Here is a 14,890-nt window from a genome sequence, read left to right as displayed (position 1 = left end):
CTTTGGGTTTCTTAAAGCAAAATAAAAGACTTTATTATCTCTATACAGCTGCCAGTTTATCTGCTATGTGTATTGCCATTCAGTTAGCTTTCCTTTATTAGGTCTTGATAATTTCAAAATGGAGTAAATTTATTACTTAGGGTACAACTTTGTATTACATCCACAACAGACTCTTTTAAATCCAAAAAAACCTGTAATCCTTGAGAGACAAGGATTACAAGGTTTATATAAGGTAATTCTGATTTGAACTAGCAACTGTCAATCCTTCCAACCTATTTGGAACAATTAAGAAGCTAATTTAGCTGATTTTGAAACTTTTTCAGGAAACCATAAACTCACTACAATACCAACAATAAGACAGATAAAGAAAGTGGCCGCTTTAGCAGTCACGATGGCTTCTAAAGGAGAAGTGGTCCACAGGATGGCACTGATAAACCCTGTAATAATAGTGGCTACTACGCCTGTACCAGATGTTTTTTTCCAAAAGAATATAAGTAAAATGACGGCAGAAAATGTATTGCCGACTCCTGCCCAAGCAAAACTGACCATATTATAAATAATGGAGCCAGATGCTAACGAAACAACAATACCTACAAGACCAGCTACAATGGCAATGCAACGAGATAATTTCACTAAGGTTTGACTCTTTATCGTCATACCCATTGCTTTATGAACAATATCTTCACTTACTGATGTTGTAATAACGAGTAATTGAGAAGAAGCTGTTGACATGATAGCAGCTAAAATTCCTGCAATGATGATTCCTGCAACCCATGGTGGCAACAAATCGAATACCATATGAGGCAAAATCATTTCAGAATCTTCAATCGTTCCTTGTTTATAGATAACGGAAGCAAAAATGGCAGATAAAAAGGCACCGACGTAGACAATTAATGTCCAAATAATCGCAACAATTTTTCCTGTTTTTAGTTCTTTTTCATCCTTTAACGCCATAAAGCGAGAACTTAATTGCGGCTGTCCGCCAAGCCAGCCAAAGAACCAAGAAAGGTTTGTAAATAGCATGGCTCCGATGGCTAGTCCAGATAATCCTCCGATCCAACTATCTGCACCACTTCCCATTGAACTTAAGGTATACGAAATCGATAAATCATTTTGTTGAATTTCAAAAAATCCTGCAATTGGAACGATAATAAACGCTAAAACCATTAAAAAACTTTGAATTGTATCAGTCCATACAACTGACATAAACCCACCCATACAAGAGTAGGCAATAATGATGAGGGCAACTACAATGGTTCCTACCGTAATATTAAGTCCAGAAAAAGAATAAAGAGTTTTACCAACACCGGAAAATTGAGCTGCTAAGTAGCAAGTAAAAAATATGACCATAATGATCGATGACAACCAACGAATCAAATTAGTGTGATTAGGAAATTTCACAGCTATATAGTCGGTTAATGTATACACTTTATATTTTTTTGTTTCATTCATAAATCTTTTGGCTAAAAAGAGCCAAGAAAAGAGGACGCCTATAAACATTCCCGATAAGACCCATATTCCTGACAAACCTGTTACATAAATAAAACCTACTGCCCCTAAGAACATATAGGCGGATTCACCTGTAGCTCTTTCAGAAAAAGCTAGTGCCCAACCAGGTAACTTATTTCCTCCGAGAAAATAATCAGCGTGGTCCAATTTTTTTCTACTAAAGAGCACACCCACTCCAAGCATTAAGAGAAGGTAAATGATGATTTCGGCAAAAACAATCGAAGATCCTGAAAAATTCATTTTATTATCTCCTTTATAAATTATATTAAACAAAGTTGTATAGTGAGAATAAATACAAAATTTTTTTCCCATCAGGGATTATTCATGGTTAACAACTAATTTCAAAAACATGATTTAACCCTTGATTTATATAAATAACAGAGCCAGATTTTGAAAGAGTATAATCATAAACAGGCTCTGAACATACTACAATGATATATTCTTTAGTTTTGGTCTAATTGTAGAATTGTTAAATATAAGACTTTAGCGGCTTTTTCAATATCTTGCTCTGAAGAAAATTCTCTTGGATTATGACTGATCCCATCTTTCGATCTAACAAAAATCATACCAATTGGGAATCGATTTTTAAACTGCATGGCATCATGTCCGGCACCACTAGGTAAAGAGACGATGGATTCACCTAATTCTTGAATACTTTCCTTTATGACATCTTGAATGTTGTCTTCACAACGAACAGGTGCAACACGTTGTAATACAGAGATTTCTAAGTGTAATTGTCGATCATTAGCTATCTTTTTCGCGAATTTTCTAATCTCTTGTTCGACTTGATCTCTGGTTTTTTCATCGATATCTCTAATATCAATTGTCCATTCCACCTCACCAGGAATGACGTTCACGCCGTTTGGTTTTACAGAAAGTTTGCCCACAGTAGCTACAGATGAAGGGGACTCCTTAGCTATTTTTTCAACCTCTGCAATAATTAAACTTGCTCCTACTAAAGCATCTTGTCTTTGATTCATCGGTGTTGCACCAGCATGCTCTGACAGTCCTGTTAATTTGAACTGAAGCCACACTGGACCAGCGATACCAGTTACATTACCTACTGCTGCTTCATTATTTTCAAGAATCTTTCCTTGTTCGATATGTACTTCTAAATAGCACTTTACGTTTTCTATTTTCGCACTTTGGAGATGCTGCTTTTCTAATCCATAATCCCTCATGGCTTGTTCAATCGATATCCCTTGATTATCTACTTTTTTTAAATCATTGGATGTCAATGTACCTGCGACAGCTCGGCTCCCAATCATACCAAAGCCAAAACGGGTTCCTTCCTCATCCTTAAAGGCAACAATTTTAACGGGATGTTTCAGTTCAATTTCTTTTTCTTTTAACGAATGTATGACTTCAATGGCGGTTAAGACTCCTAAACTCCCATCATACTTTCCGCCATTTGGAACGGTATCAATATGTGAACCTATTAAAATAGTGGGTAAATCATCCGTAGCCTCTTGACTCCCAATCAGATTGCCCACTGTATCATAATGGACGGTTAAACCAGCAGATTCCATATATTGTTTGACTCGTTCATTTGCTCGTCTCTCATCACTTGTATAAGAAAACCGATTTATGCCACCTTCCATTGTTTTTCCAATGATAGATAACTCTTCTAAATGGGTATTTAATCGCTTGATATTAATCATTTTTTTTCTCTGAATCTTTTAATTGAAAACGAAAATGACATTGTCCTTCTTTTAACACAAATTGATCATGTACGACGTTAAATTTATTGTTAAAACCATGAGCAATTGCATCATCTATCACCCTACAATAAACAAGTCCGTAAGAATGCATATCGTCATCAGCCCATTGTTGGCCTAATGGACATACTGTAAATGTTTGCTCGATTTCCTCAGGTTTATTCACCGTTTCAATGGTAAACAAATCACTTCGCCCCATATCGTAGTTTGTTAAGTATTGATCAATTGTGTTGTCTGCCCCATTCACTCTGGCTCTTTGTGCAATACCACGACCACGCTTTTCACCAAATTGCCATATACCTTCTTGAATAGCTTCTTCTCCTTCATCGCCATAAGTATCTACTATAGCTTTCGTAATTTGGGCAAATAATCTTGCAAATAGGGCAAAGGGTGTAAGATTTCCATACTTATTTTGACTGTTATGATCTTTAGGAATATAGTCAAATAACGTATGATTTTCTCTTTCTGTCGTTGCTTTTATCGCAATCTCTTCCGCGTCTTTATATCCAAAATTATCAATTCCTTGTTGCAGTAATGCCTTTCCATTTTCTTTATATTTCGAAACAATGATTTTTTCTATTTCTGTAAATAATTTAGCTGTCATGACTTCCATGGAATATGGTGGGATAACATGATTCGTTTTACTCAATATAAACACTCACTTTCTATTTTTCATTTTTTAGTATAATCCTAGCTTTCGTTTAAGTTAGTTTTCTAAATTTATAAAACCGATAAATTTACTAGCAATTGATTAATTGTTATTATAAATTCAATTCTTTATATAAATCAAATGAATAATTGTAATATAAAATATGAAAAAAATTAATAGTTGGAGTGACTATGAATGACACTGATCAAATATGAGATCTTTAGAACCGTTGTAGAAACAGGAAGTCTATCGAAAGCAGCGGAAGTAGTTGGATTAACTCAATCAGCTGTAAGTCATGCAATCGCAAGTCTTGAGTCCGACTTCGGTTTTTCGTTGATTACTCGGGGACGTTTAGGTATTCATTTAACCAGCAATGGAGAAAAAATGCTGCTTTATATGCGAGAAATATTAAAATGGAATGAGCTGATGATGCAGGAAGTATCTAAAATTAATGGACTAGAAACAGGTATCGTACGAATCGGTACACTTCCGAGTGTGTCTATTCAATGGTTGCCTATGATTATTAAGCAATTTAATAAAGATTTCCCGTACATTGAAATAAAACTATTTGAAGGAGATTACGATGAAATTGATCAATGGATCTCGGATGGAACCATTGATTTTGGTTTTATGTCCTTGCCAGTTTCAAAGGCATATGAAGTGATTCCGTTAAAAAAAGATAGACTATTGTGTATTTTACCTGATACGCACCCTCTAAATCAGCAGGATATCATTTACTTAGATCAACTCAAAGATGAATCTTTTATCATGCCTAAATCAAGCATCGATAAGGATGTTCGAAGAATTTTGAAAGAACACAAAATCAAACCAAAAATCAAATATGAAATCGCTGAAGATCAGGCGATCATTTCCATGGTGCAAAATGGTCTTGGAATCAGTATCCTCCCTGAAATGATACTGTATCGAATCCACGAGAGTATTCGAATAATCCCTTTGGAAGGTAATTATTATCGCTCCATTGGAATTGCAGCCACTTCCTTACGTTATATGTCACCAGGATCGAAAAAACTAATTGAGTTTATTCAGGAATGGTTAAAATGAAAACAGCTCTTTAGCACATAAACAAACTATTTGTCGTTGTCACACTTGTATTAATTGTATATTTTCAATAAATGAACAGAAAAGGTTTGCGGAAGCATCTTATATCAACTGAGGATCATGATGTTTTCATGATTCTTTTTTATTAATTAAAAGTTAATAGATGGTAAAAAAATTGTTTAATTGAATGATGATAAAAATATTAAATCTTTTATTATTATAGAGTCGATTCTAATCTACCAATCACATTAATGGCTAAATAATGATTATTTATTGGTTAAATGAGTGAATTGTTTCAGAATTACCTCTTTATCATGGGATTTTTCTTATAGGAAAATTTAAAATCTTTTTATAGTTTGTTTTAGTAGATGAGTAAAAAACTAAATCGATTTGAAGGAGTAGGCAATGTACAACACCAATCAGATAAGGTCTCGTAAAGCACTGGATAAACTTAAGCCGTATACACCAGGTAAACCATTATGGGAAGTTCAAAAAAATTAGGGCTGAAAAGGGTTATTAAATTAGCTTCTAATGAGAATCCTATTGGACCATCACCCAAAGCAGGTTTAATCAAAAACGTTCAACAAACTTATATTCTACGGCACATAAAAGAATCCATTTTGAAAAAAGGTTGATCAAAATGGATTCTTATCTTTTTGAATGAATATTCCGTTTTATAAATAAGTTTGATTAAAAATCACTTAGAATTCTTTATTCGAAAAGGAATGAAACGCCAAAAAGGTTATTTCAAAATTAAAAGAGCCAATGTTATTTTATATGCTAATGACATAGATAGAAAAAATGGCATGTACAGAGAATTCGAGATGAAGATTGATGGGGGAACAAGATATTTTCCTTATTGGGTGAATGTAACCAATCCTTCATATGCCCCATGAATCCTATACAATGACTTAAATCAAGATAAGAAGAAGGATTTAACTATTGTATTAACAAAGGGTTATGGCACAGAGGCTTTAGATAGTGAAGTCCATGTACTAAAAAAACCCAAACCAATATAGGCGAGATTTATGAAGAGGTTCTAGTAGACAATCCTATAGCGATTATTTTGAAAAATTAAAACAAAACTGACACAACATGAAGCTGTAGTGTCAATTGGCGAAAAGAAAACGGTAATTAATATCGAAAAGTTTCAAATCCCCCAGACCATTTGTTTAATGATGTTGCTTTTGGCAGTATCGTCAAATTTGATGTGGTTGATAATCATTTGGTGGCTTCTGTAGGTGGTCAAATTACTCCCGCCATGTTCATTGGTACGATTGAAATTTCTTATGAATTTCAAGATAAAATGTATCAAGCATAGAAGATTGAGTATAAATCAGAACAAATAAGTTGATACGAACTTTTTCAACTAACAGGTGCGTTAGCTTAAGATCGGAGCTGTCTTTAAGGCGACTTTTTCAATAATGATAAGTCGAAACTCCGCCTTAGTGAAAGGATGTTTACATCAACAGAATATTAAACAGTAAAAAGGAAACCTTAATGTTAATAAATTGAAATTAATAGTAGGATTATTATTTTGTTAAGACGCAGGTAATAAAATACAAGATTTTTATATTTACTAAGGAGGAAAGGAAAAGGATGAAACAAACAATAGCAGATTTACTGATTGATTCTTTGCTGAACGCTGGAGTAAAACGGATTTACGGGATAGTGGGTGACTCACTGAACGCTGTTTTAGATTCCATTCGCCGTTCGGGGAAGATTGATTGGATATCGGTGAGGCATGAGGAGGTTGCAGCCTTCGCTGCGGGTTCTGACGCATTATTAAGTAACAGTATCGCAGTTTGTGCAGGAAGCAGTGGCCCGGGGAATCTTCACCTAATCAATGGACTTTACGATTGTCATCGAAGTCGAATACCAGTGTTGGCTATTGCGGCACATATACCAAGTAATGAAATTGGAGGAGACTATTTCCAACAAACAAATCCTGAGCATTTATTCAAGGAGTGCAGTCATTTCTGTGAGGTTGTGACAAAACCTGAACAGATGCCCCGCATGGTTACGATGGCTCTACAACATTCCATTTCACGAAAAGGTGTCTCTGTCCTCGTTCTTCCTGGAGATGTTGCTTTACTCGCTGACAATGAAAGTGTTCCTGAACAGGTAATCCACATAACACAGCCGGTTGTTCGGCCATCTGATGAAGAGTTAAAACGCCTGTCAGAATATCTTAATAGTGGTAAACGCATCACATTATTGTGCGGGGCAGGATGTGAAGGAGCCCACGCTCAGTTGATGCAGCTTTGTGACAAACTTAAGTCGCCAATGGTCATTGCACTTAGAGGGAAAGAACATCTTGAGTATGATAATCCATATTTGGTGGGACTAACGGGTCTTATTGGATATTCATCTGGATATCATGCCATGATGGATTGTGATGTATTATTAATGCTTGGTACCGACTTCCCGTATAGGCAATTTTTACCCAAAAAATCTATTATTTTACAAGTTGATATTCGAGCGGAACATTTAGGCCGCCGAGCAGCTTTAACCTTTGGACTTTGTGGAGACGTTAAATATACAGTTGAATCACTTCTTCCTCTTTTAAGTGAAACACATGACACTCATCATCTAGATAAATTTGTTTCAAATTATCGGGATGTTCGCAGGGGATTGGATAAGCTTGCAATAGGGAAGCCAGGAAGGATGCCGATTCATCCGCAATTTCTTACTAAAGTAATAAGCAATCTCGCCAGTGAGGGCACAGTGTTTACATGTGATGTAGGTACACCAACTTTATGGGCTGCACGATACCTGGAAATGAACGGAAAAAGACGACTTCTGGGATCTTTCAATCACGGAACGATGGCAAATGCTTTGCCTCAGGCAATTGGAGCCCAGGCTGCGAGACCGGAAGTTCAAGTAGTGGCACTGTCTGGAGATGGAGGACTCTCAATGTTAATGGGTGATTTATTGACGCTTCGGCAGCATAAATTACCGGTAAAAGTAGTTGTATTTAACAACAATGCTCTAGGTTTCGTAGAACTCGAGATGAAGTCTTCAGGCTACCTAGAAACAGGGACAGGTCTTGAGAATCCAAACTTCGCTGATGTTGCCCAGGCGATGGGAATAGAAGGAATTCGTGTAGAAGACCCGGCAGATCTTGAGAATGCGGTGAAACGAGCGTTTTCACATAACGGCCCAGTTGTACTTGACGTGGTAGTAAACCGCCAGGAGCTTTCACTTCCGCCTAGTATCAAATTAGAACAGGCACAAGGATTCACTCTTTGGATGCTTAAAGCTGTGCTGAATGGCCAGGGTAATGATATTGTGGAGCTGGCTAAGACCAATCTCATCCGATAGTATGTAAGTAAGAGGCAAGTGTTAATAGAAAGCAAATAAGGTGAAGGTTAAAACATAAAAAAATGCAGGCAGGTTGAACATTAGCCTGCTCTGATACTGTAAAATAAAAGGGCTGTGTAAATCTGCATGAGCACAAATAGGGCCTCACATTCTTTTTTCTATGTCTTCTTAAAATAGAAATTATTTCTTTTGTGGGTTCTACGAGGGATGCCGAAATAATAAACGAGTCGCTACTTTTGGTGGTAAAAGAACCACATGATCATTATGCCTGATGCTGATTTAGATCAAACCGTTAATGCCTTCCTAGGTGCGACGGTATGGATTTAGCTAGCTTCCCAATTTTAAGACCTTTTGCTAAAGTGGCATGATATATATTCCTATAATATCTATTTCAAAGAAAACCTCGATAGAATATATGAATAATCTGTAATCCGTAAATATCTGTCCAACCCAATTTTTGTTTTTTTAAGACTTTCAAAAATTAAGGGTTAAAAATGAAGTATAGATAGACAAAGGGAAACGATCATACTGATGGAAATTAAACATGAAGATTGCAAAAAAGACCGCCTATCTGGCGATCTTTTGAATCTACGTATTAAAAAACTAAGCAAGCATCTTTTATCTCTCTTGTTTTGTTAGCAAATAGTTTTTCTATAAGAGTTGTCATAATATACCATACGCCCCATATCTTCCTGCATTTATATCAGAAACTAGTAAATACAAGGGGAGTAATTTATTAGTAATTTTTATTGGAGTCCTAATATGAGAGATAAATAAACGCATAGCACTAATAGGATACACATAAAAAAAGAAACGACAGCAGGGGCTTTCTTGGTGAATGAAAAAATGGTTAAAACTAAGAATAAAAGGGCTAACAAAATAAGAGACATACTTGTTGAGTTTAGAACAAGTTGAACAGTCATTTCTGGCTGAAACTGCCCTTGATAAAACATCGTAAATAATTTAGAAACCACTTCACTTGTTACAGTTGTTTCGTGTGGTGGTGATTGTTGTCCTAATGCTGCAGTTGCTGAAAATATAAGCAGAATTACGATACTTTCTACTCTTGCCCAAGGTTTTGGATTAAAGTTTATATCTTTCTCTAATTTCCTTTTCATAAGAATACTATTGATTAATGCGTAAACCATTAAAGGAATAATCAATATATGTTTAAACAATAGGGCTTGTCCATAAGGAATCATCCAAGAATTGGGATAATCCTTAAACTCAACAACAAAGGTCATTAGTATAAGACCTGTCACAATAGTACTTGCAAAGCAAACAATAGCAACAGGTGTAAACCATTTTAAGAAATTCAACCAATTAGAATGATTTTTTGAAAACCAACTAACAACGATTAGTATCCCTGTCCAAACACTAACAGCAGTAAAATGGGCTGATTGATTTAAAAAGCCCTTCACCTGATCATACGAACTGGCATGACTTGACCAACCAAGTGCAAGAATTAATATGAGCGTGAAGATAATCCCAATGTAAGAATAGAGAGCCCTTTTTCGATAATCAAACCAAACCACTAAAATAAATAATAAATTTGAGAAAATGTAAGTAAAAACCCACGCTTTTCCTACTTCAAATGTAAAAAGAACAGACTGAAAAGTTTGTGCAAATCCAATATCCTCATATAGGTATAAAATCAATTGTAAAACGGGGATAAACGAAAAGATGGCTATACCCCCTATAGCCATCATTAAATAACCCTTTGGTACGTTTATATCCGGTCGATAAGAGCTTGGCACAAGATATAAGAGAAAGCTACCGATGAGAAGAGCAAAGCAAAGATATAACAATGCCTCACTAATGATTCCTATTAAAAACATTTTATTTTTTCCTTCTCAATACCCATATGAAACTTCCAACAACGATCACAATTAATACACCAATGATAGATGGAATTATATAGGAGGGCAATTTGTTTTGTTCAATTTCTTCTTTTGGTTCATTTGCTGTTTTTGGTTTATTTTCTTCTACTTGTTTCGCATCTTCTTTTTTTGGTTCCTTTTGTACTTCTGCAGGAGTTTCAGTAACAGGCATATCTACCGAGAAGGAAAAATCTCCATCAATAGGATGCCCATCTGCTCCGATAATCTTCCATTTCGCTTGATATTTCCCATTCTCTAAAGGATTTGAAAAACTACCTATCATTTTATTCTCTGTTATAGAGATATTTTTAACAGGTATTGAATCTCCATTTAAATTTTGAATCTCAAATGTACTGTTCTGTTCTATCTTTGATTCAAAAGTTAATGTGATTTCTTGCAATTCCTCTTTAACGATAGCTCCATTTTGAGGAGATGAGCTTTCTAAACCAGTGTGAGCCAAAGCATTGTTTACAAATGCTAGGAAGAATATAAACGTAAATAAAAATAACTTTTTTATCATAATTAACCTCCAAATAGTAATAACGCACTCATTGTATCAGAGTGGGTATTATATTCAAACCATCATTACAACAAATTTTCGACAAATTGGCAAACTCGGCATAAACAAAATATTTGAATGTGGTGGAACAATAGGAGTGAAAAGATTTTATTTTCAACTCAAAATGACAATAGTGAGGACTTTTTGATAGGACGAGGAAAAGGGAAATCGAGTAAAAGAGGAATTGAAAAAAATTCTATCAACCTTTAATTGCACCCTTTTTTCAGCACCCCAATTCACTCACTTTTATAAAAATTTAATACTCGTTAACATCGCAATGTAAAAGGGAAACACAAGCAAAACACCTCAAAATAATCCCATCCATGCGCTTGTTTTTCGATAACTAACGAATAGATAAATTAAGAAAAGTATCGATAAATAGAAATATTGCTGATACAATTCTACAACTCAAATGTAAGAGTAACTATACATGCAATTTGGGAGAGAGAAGGTTTATCCCCTTATTCTTCAGAGGTCTTTAATGGATTAATTGATAACAGTTGTATCGCTCGTGGGTATGAATTTTGTTCAATAGTTGAACCAGCAGGAACTGTAATTACTAATTGCCCTACACCTGCACCTCCAGGAGTATAGGTTAATAGATCATCCATCTGCAGTACACAATTAACATAACCATTAAAGTAACTATTATGTGTTGCTAAAGCTGGTAGTGTAGAAGCATCTGCTCCTGTGTCAGTCCAGAAGTCTTCAACTGCAATTCTTAAATTCCCTGCACCTGTAACAGTGGCAGTAACTTCATTGAAGAACCTTACAACAGATGGAAACAACGCAACTTGTGCAATAGGAAGTGAAAGCCTCTGACGGGATTCGAACCCGCACTCCTTTCGTAAGCATAGGATAGGGGAGAACACGCTTCCCTACGGATTTTCACCGGCAGGAATTGCACCTGCCTCAGCTTATTTGCTTTTCGGTGCTTCTGAAACCCTTACCTTGCGACCCGGTGGCTACAATGTTTTCCGGCGCTCTTCCCTTCTAGAGCTACAGAGGCGAAATATAATACTCTAATTTTACGAATCTTATAAGTGGTTGTGAACGATAGTATAACCGAAATTAAAGAATGAAAAACCTGACTTGTTAAATATTAGAATCCTACGATAAAAAAGGGTTCTTCTTATTGTGCGGTAGATTTTGTGGGATTGCTGCAAAAATTAATAATGGTCCAACCTGGTTGATAGATGAAAATGACCAGGGCTTCCTTGATAGAGAAATAAATTAAATGACAAAACATCTAAAAGAGGGTGAACCTTCGCCCAACTTTAAATGCTCACGATTGGAATTATCAATCGTATATTTTTATTGCTTGAACTACTTTTCCTAATATTCGAACCCGATCTTTGTTGATATTATAAGTTTTTTCTTCATAAAATGGATCTGTGCTGGATGGAATCAGTGTGATGTTTTCTTCGAAAATGTTCACTTTTTTGACTGTAGCATCATGACCATTTACTAAGACCACACCAATTTTACCGCTTTCAACATAGGTTGTTTTTTCAACTAGGATAAGTGAACCGTCGCTGAATTCTTTATTCATGCTGTTGCCATTTACCTTAAGATAAAAATATTCTTTGTTTGTTTCAAGCATAGAATTTAATGTCGGCATATATGCTTCTATATACTCTCGGGCAAAATTGGGTTCACCAGCAGGGATATTGCCGTAAACACCAATTAATCTGACGTTCTTCTCGTTTAAATATTCCATTGAAGGATTATCTTCAACTGTAGGTGATCCTTCAATGAGGTGGGAAAGCGGTATATCAAAGCAAGTAGACATCAGGCTTAATTTATCCATTAAAGGTTTGTTACGCCCCGATTCCCAGGCTGATACTGCTGTAGGAGCAACTTTTAATATTTTTGCTAAATCTTCTTGGGTCATTCTTCGTTCTTTTCTTAACTTTTTAATTCGTTCTCCAATGTGCATATTTCTTCACCTCTACCTTGAATATACACTATGAGTGAATATGAGTAAACTTAAAGTGTGTGAATTTTACAACAATTTGTTGTTAACTATACTTCAAGTGTGATATTCTTTTTTTAGACAGGAGGTGACAAGATGTGACAAATGTAAAATTTACAATCAAACAGGCGAGAAAGTATAAAGGTTTAACACAAGAAGAAATGGCAAAAGTGCTAGGAATGGCCAAGAGAACCTATATCGATTACGAGCAATATAAAATTCCTTTACGTATTGATAAGGCTTTTTTGTTTGCAGAGTGTGTTGGTTTTTCGATTGACGATATCATTTTTTTTGACCCTAACATACACTTTAAGTGTAGTTAAGGGGCAAGTTTACTATCTGGCTTAACAACAAGTGATTGAGCAACCCTTTTTGAATGGGGTAATAAAACCACTCAATTATATGGAACAAATGCGAACATTTTAGGATACAAAAGAACATTGCTTCAAACATCTTTGGGTGAATGGACTATCTAACAGTTCGGAAAATAAAACACTTGTATAACAATATGGCTGATGGTCGTTTTAAAGGAATTAAGTCATATGAGTGATGTTATCTTTTGGTTAATGACTGAAGAAGCCGGCTTTATTATATTGAAAATCATCCGAACGTGCCACTGTGCCACTGGAAAACCAGACTAAAAATAGAGTTTTCTCAAAAATCCATACTTATGATGATTTGAGAAAACAATTGGGAGGGTGGATAAAGTGGAAAGAGAAATTAAATCATTTGAGGTAGTTTCAGGAGCCGTTGTTAATACCATTTCGATTGGTAGAGAATTTGGTGGAGAAGTTGTTGAGGACATTATCTTACACGATGGAGTATTCAAATTGTTTAATCGCAAGGACGAGCTTATCACAGAAATTAATTTACCTGTTGTTGGTGTGAAATACGAGTATAAAGGAGGCGAGTTAAGTGCCTAAAGAAATCAAACATCCAAAAATTTCTCAGACTCTAAAGATAGGTTTTCTTAGCTTTAAAGCGCAACCAGAACATGCAGGCATTGATTATTATGGCCATGGAATTTTATTGGGTGATTCAATTGTAATGGATCCATCCACAGGTGAAGTTGTGTTGAAAGTAAACCTAGATAGTTACCTTAGTGAAGTTTATGGTTTTTCATTTAAAACTGCTGATTAAAAAAGAACTCTTGGATCAAATCCAGAAAGACAATCTATTTGTTTTTGGAAGGCAACATGAGTTATCGAAAAGAAAGGATTTAATTACAATCTATGAAATGAATTATTTAGTACACTAAGACTAGGAGCAATTGGACAGTGGCGCATTCGAAGAAATTGCAAATTAAATTAATAAAAATATTTGAGCCCTCTTTCCTTTGTAGGAGATAGGGCTTGTTCCTTATAGAAAGACAAATATGAAGGAATGACAAAGTATTACACCCGTCAACTTGTGGAAAAGCACAAAGAAATTCATCAAAAAATTGAAGGGCTGAGGTATCCAAATGAAAGCCCAGTTGCGTTCCGTGGGAAAATTTAAAATCTCGACGAGCGAACGACACAACAGCTCTCAAAAGGTTCAAGGCGCTATTTAACGTGGGAAGCAAATGGAAAGAAAGGGGTTGGAATTTGCAGTGATATAACGGAATGCAATCGAAGGGAACTTCTGTACATATTGAGTGTTATGCTTGTGATTGGTTTGTGCCAAAACTTGAGTATTATGACGACTATAAAGCTGAGCAAACTCATTGGAAGAATGTTATAGATCAAACATCAAAAGATCCAAATCGAGCAGCTCATTTTGAAAATGCGGTACGCAATGCCAGTTATTTAGAGAGAATTATCAACATATGTGAAAAGGGTATTGAAAAATCCAAGGAAGAGAAACTTCAAAAGCAGGTCAGCCACCTGCTTAGACCACCTGAATGGGAGTGAAAATATGGCTAATGAAGGATTATTTGAAAAGCAGCAGATGCGTGAAGACAGTATTGAGGGTGTCAAATGGTAAGTTCAGTACTTGAGAGATTTAGAGGATACTAGAATTAGAGCATAGAAAATCGCGGATATTTCTGGACTAAGTCGTACGGTTTTATATAAATCTCATTTGCGCCCTTTATGGGGTAGAACGTGGAGCAAAAGTGAAAAAGAACGGCAAAAAGTAAACACGATACAAATCGTCAACTTCGGGTACAAAAGAAGTTAGAGGGCCAGATTGTTCTTTTAGAACAACAACTGCAGAAGAATGAACATCAAAAAGAAC

General features: G+C 35.6%; 15 protein-coding genes and 1 pseudogene. 9 read left to right on the top strand and 7 right to left on the bottom strand.

Going from position 1 to position 14,890, the window contains the following annotated elements; genetic code table 11:
- Positions 1-285: 285 nt before the first annotated feature.
- The 3 genes from JFU50_RS27845 to JFU50_RS27835 all read right to left on the bottom strand — a co-directional run bounded on the left by JFU50_RS27845 (position 286) and on the right by JFU50_RS27835 (position 3,840).
- Entirely contained in the window at positions 286-1,749 is a 1,464-nt protein-coding gene (locus JFU50_RS27845; RefSeq protein WP_201224966.1) for a sodium/proline symporter, read from the bottom strand.
- Positions 1,750-1,952: 203 nt separating this feature from the next.
- On the bottom strand, positions 1,953-3,170 hold the full coding sequence (locus JFU50_RS27840; protein ID WP_201224965.1) for a Zn-dependent hydrolase: 1,218 nt from the start codon (positions 3,168-3,170) through the stop codon (positions 1,953-1,955).
- Entirely contained in the window at positions 3,163-3,840 is a 678-nt protein-coding gene (locus tag JFU50_RS27835; RefSeq protein ID WP_201225212.1) for an L-2-amino-thiazoline-4-carboxylic acid hydrolase, read from the bottom strand. Before JFU50_RS27835 ends, JFU50_RS27840 begins: the two co-directional genes overlap by 8 nt.
- 231 nt (positions 3,841-4,071) lie before the next feature.
- Between JFU50_RS27835 and JFU50_RS27830 the strand changes: the two genes are divergently transcribed.
- The 5 genes and pseudogenes from JFU50_RS27830 (at position 4,072) to poxB (ending at position 8,259) form a co-directional block, all read left to right on the top strand.
- On the top strand, positions 4,072-4,938 hold the full coding sequence (locus tag JFU50_RS27830) for a LysR family transcriptional regulator (RefSeq protein ID WP_201181249.1): 867 nt from the start codon (positions 4,072-4,074) through the stop codon (positions 4,936-4,938).
- A 402-nt stretch (positions 4,939-5,340) separates the two neighbouring features.
- A pseudogene (locus JFU50_RS31170) lies at positions 5,341-5,498 on the top strand (histidinol-phosphate transaminase); the annotation flags it as partial.
- Positions 5,499-5,660: 162 nt separating this feature from the next.
- Positions 5,661-5,831, top strand: coding sequence for a hypothetical protein (locus JFU50_RS27825; RefSeq protein ID WP_201181248.1), 171 nt, complete (start codon positions 5,661-5,663; stop codon positions 5,829-5,831).
- A gap of 272 nt (positions 5,832-6,103) precedes the next feature.
- Positions 6,104-6,256 carry a hypothetical protein gene (locus JFU50_RS27820; RefSeq protein WP_201224964.1) on the top strand — a complete coding sequence of 51 codons (153 nt, stop codon included), beginning with the start codon at positions 6,104-6,106 and terminating at the stop codon, positions 6,254-6,256.
- A 278-nt stretch (positions 6,257-6,534) separates the two neighbouring features.
- Positions 6,535-8,259, top strand: a complete 1,725-nt coding sequence (gene poxB, locus JFU50_RS27815; RefSeq protein ID WP_201181247.1) for a ubiquinone-dependent pyruvate dehydrogenase — start codon at positions 6,535-6,537, stop codon at positions 8,257-8,259.
- Between the two features lie 746 nt (positions 8,260-9,005).
- Here the strand turns inward: poxB and JFU50_RS27810 are convergent.
- From JFU50_RS27810 to JFU50_RS27795, 4 genes are all read right to left on the bottom strand, one after another.
- Positions 9,006-10,097, bottom strand: a complete 1,092-nt coding sequence (locus tag JFU50_RS27810) for a CopD family protein (protein WP_201181246.1) — start codon at positions 10,095-10,097, stop codon at positions 9,006-9,008.
- A gap of 1 nt (position 10,098) precedes the next feature.
- Complete coding sequence (locus JFU50_RS27805) at positions 10,099-10,659, bottom strand: copper resistance CopC family protein (RefSeq protein WP_201224963.1); 561 nt, start codon at positions 10,657-10,659, stop codon at positions 10,099-10,101.
- A 500-nt stretch (positions 10,660-11,159) separates the two neighbouring features.
- Positions 11,160-11,486, bottom strand: coding sequence for a DUF4183 domain-containing protein (locus tag JFU50_RS27800; RefSeq protein ID WP_207198844.1), 327 nt, complete (start codon positions 11,484-11,486; stop codon positions 11,160-11,162).
- A 512-nt stretch (positions 11,487-11,998) separates the two neighbouring features.
- Complete coding sequence (locus JFU50_RS27795; RefSeq protein WP_116821842.1) at positions 11,999-12,637, bottom strand: LexA family protein; 639 nt, start codon at positions 12,635-12,637, stop codon at positions 11,999-12,001.
- Between the two features lie 134 nt (positions 12,638-12,771).
- Between JFU50_RS27795 and JFU50_RS27790 the strand changes: the two genes are divergently transcribed.
- The 4 genes from JFU50_RS27790 to JFU50_RS27775 all read left to right on the top strand — a co-directional run bounded on the left by JFU50_RS27790 (position 12,772) and on the right by JFU50_RS27775 (position 14,565).
- On the top strand, positions 12,772-12,996 hold the full coding sequence (locus JFU50_RS27790) for a helix-turn-helix transcriptional regulator (RefSeq protein ID WP_309558928.1): 225 nt from the start codon (positions 12,772-12,774) through the stop codon (positions 12,994-12,996).
- Between the two features lie 384 nt (positions 12,997-13,380).
- Positions 13,381-13,596, top strand: coding sequence for a hypothetical protein (locus JFU50_RS27785; RefSeq protein ID WP_056523836.1), 216 nt, complete (start codon positions 13,381-13,383; stop codon positions 13,594-13,596).
- On the top strand, positions 13,589-13,813 hold the full coding sequence (locus tag JFU50_RS31855) for a YqaI family protein (protein ID WP_313889159.1): 225 nt from the start codon (positions 13,589-13,591) through the stop codon (positions 13,811-13,813). Before JFU50_RS27785 ends, JFU50_RS31855 begins: the two co-directional genes overlap by 8 nt.
- Before the next feature lie 518 nt (positions 13,814-14,331).
- A complete protein-coding gene (locus tag JFU50_RS27775) occupies positions 14,332-14,565 on the top strand; it encodes a hypothetical protein (RefSeq protein ID WP_207198843.1) in 234 nt (77 codons plus the stop codon).
- The last annotated feature ends 325 nt before the right edge of the window (positions 14,566-14,890 follow it).

The sequence above is a fragment of the Peribacillus sp. TH14 genome (assembly GCF_016651145.1).
GTDB lineage: Bacteria > Bacillota > Bacilli > Bacillales > DSM-1321 > Peribacillus > Peribacillus butanolivorans.
Note: the sequence above shows the minus strand (reverse complement) of the source record. Positions and strands in the feature narration are given on the sequence as shown.

Bases quoted from the DNA above. Each gene is read 5' to 3' on its own strand.
- JFU50_RS27840 (WP_201224965.1), bottom strand. From the start codon at position 3,170: ATGATTAATATCAAGCGATTAAATACCCATTTAGAAGAGTTATCTATC.
- JFU50_RS27825 (WP_201181248.1), top strand. From the start codon at position 5,661: ATGAAACGCCAAAAAGGTTATTTCAAAATTAAAAGAGCCAATGTTATT.
- JFU50_RS27830 (WP_201181249.1), top strand. From the start codon at position 4,072: ATGACACTGATCAAATATGAGATCTTTAGAACCGTTGTAGAAACAGGA.
- JFU50_RS27835 (WP_201225212.1), bottom strand. From the start codon at position 3,840: ATGGAAGTCATGACAGCTAAATTATTTACAGAAATAGAAAAAATCATT.
- JFU50_RS27810 (WP_201181246.1), bottom strand. From the start codon at position 10,097: ATGTTTTTAATAGGAATCATTAGTGAGGCATTGTTATATCTTTGCTTT.
- JFU50_RS27845 (WP_201224966.1), bottom strand. From the start codon at position 1,749: ATGAATTTTTCAGGATCTTCGATTGTTTTTGCCGAAATCATCATTTAC.
- poxB (WP_201181247.1), top strand. From the start codon at position 6,535: ATGAAACAAACAATAGCAGATTTACTGATTGATTCTTTGCTGAACGCT.
- JFU50_RS27805 (WP_201224963.1), bottom strand. From the start codon at position 10,659: ATGATAAAAAAGTTATTTTTATTTACGTTTATATTCTTCCTAGCATTT.
- JFU50_RS27795 (WP_116821842.1), bottom strand. From the start codon at position 12,637: ATGCACATTGGAGAACGAATTAAAAAGTTAAGAAAAGAACGAAGAATG.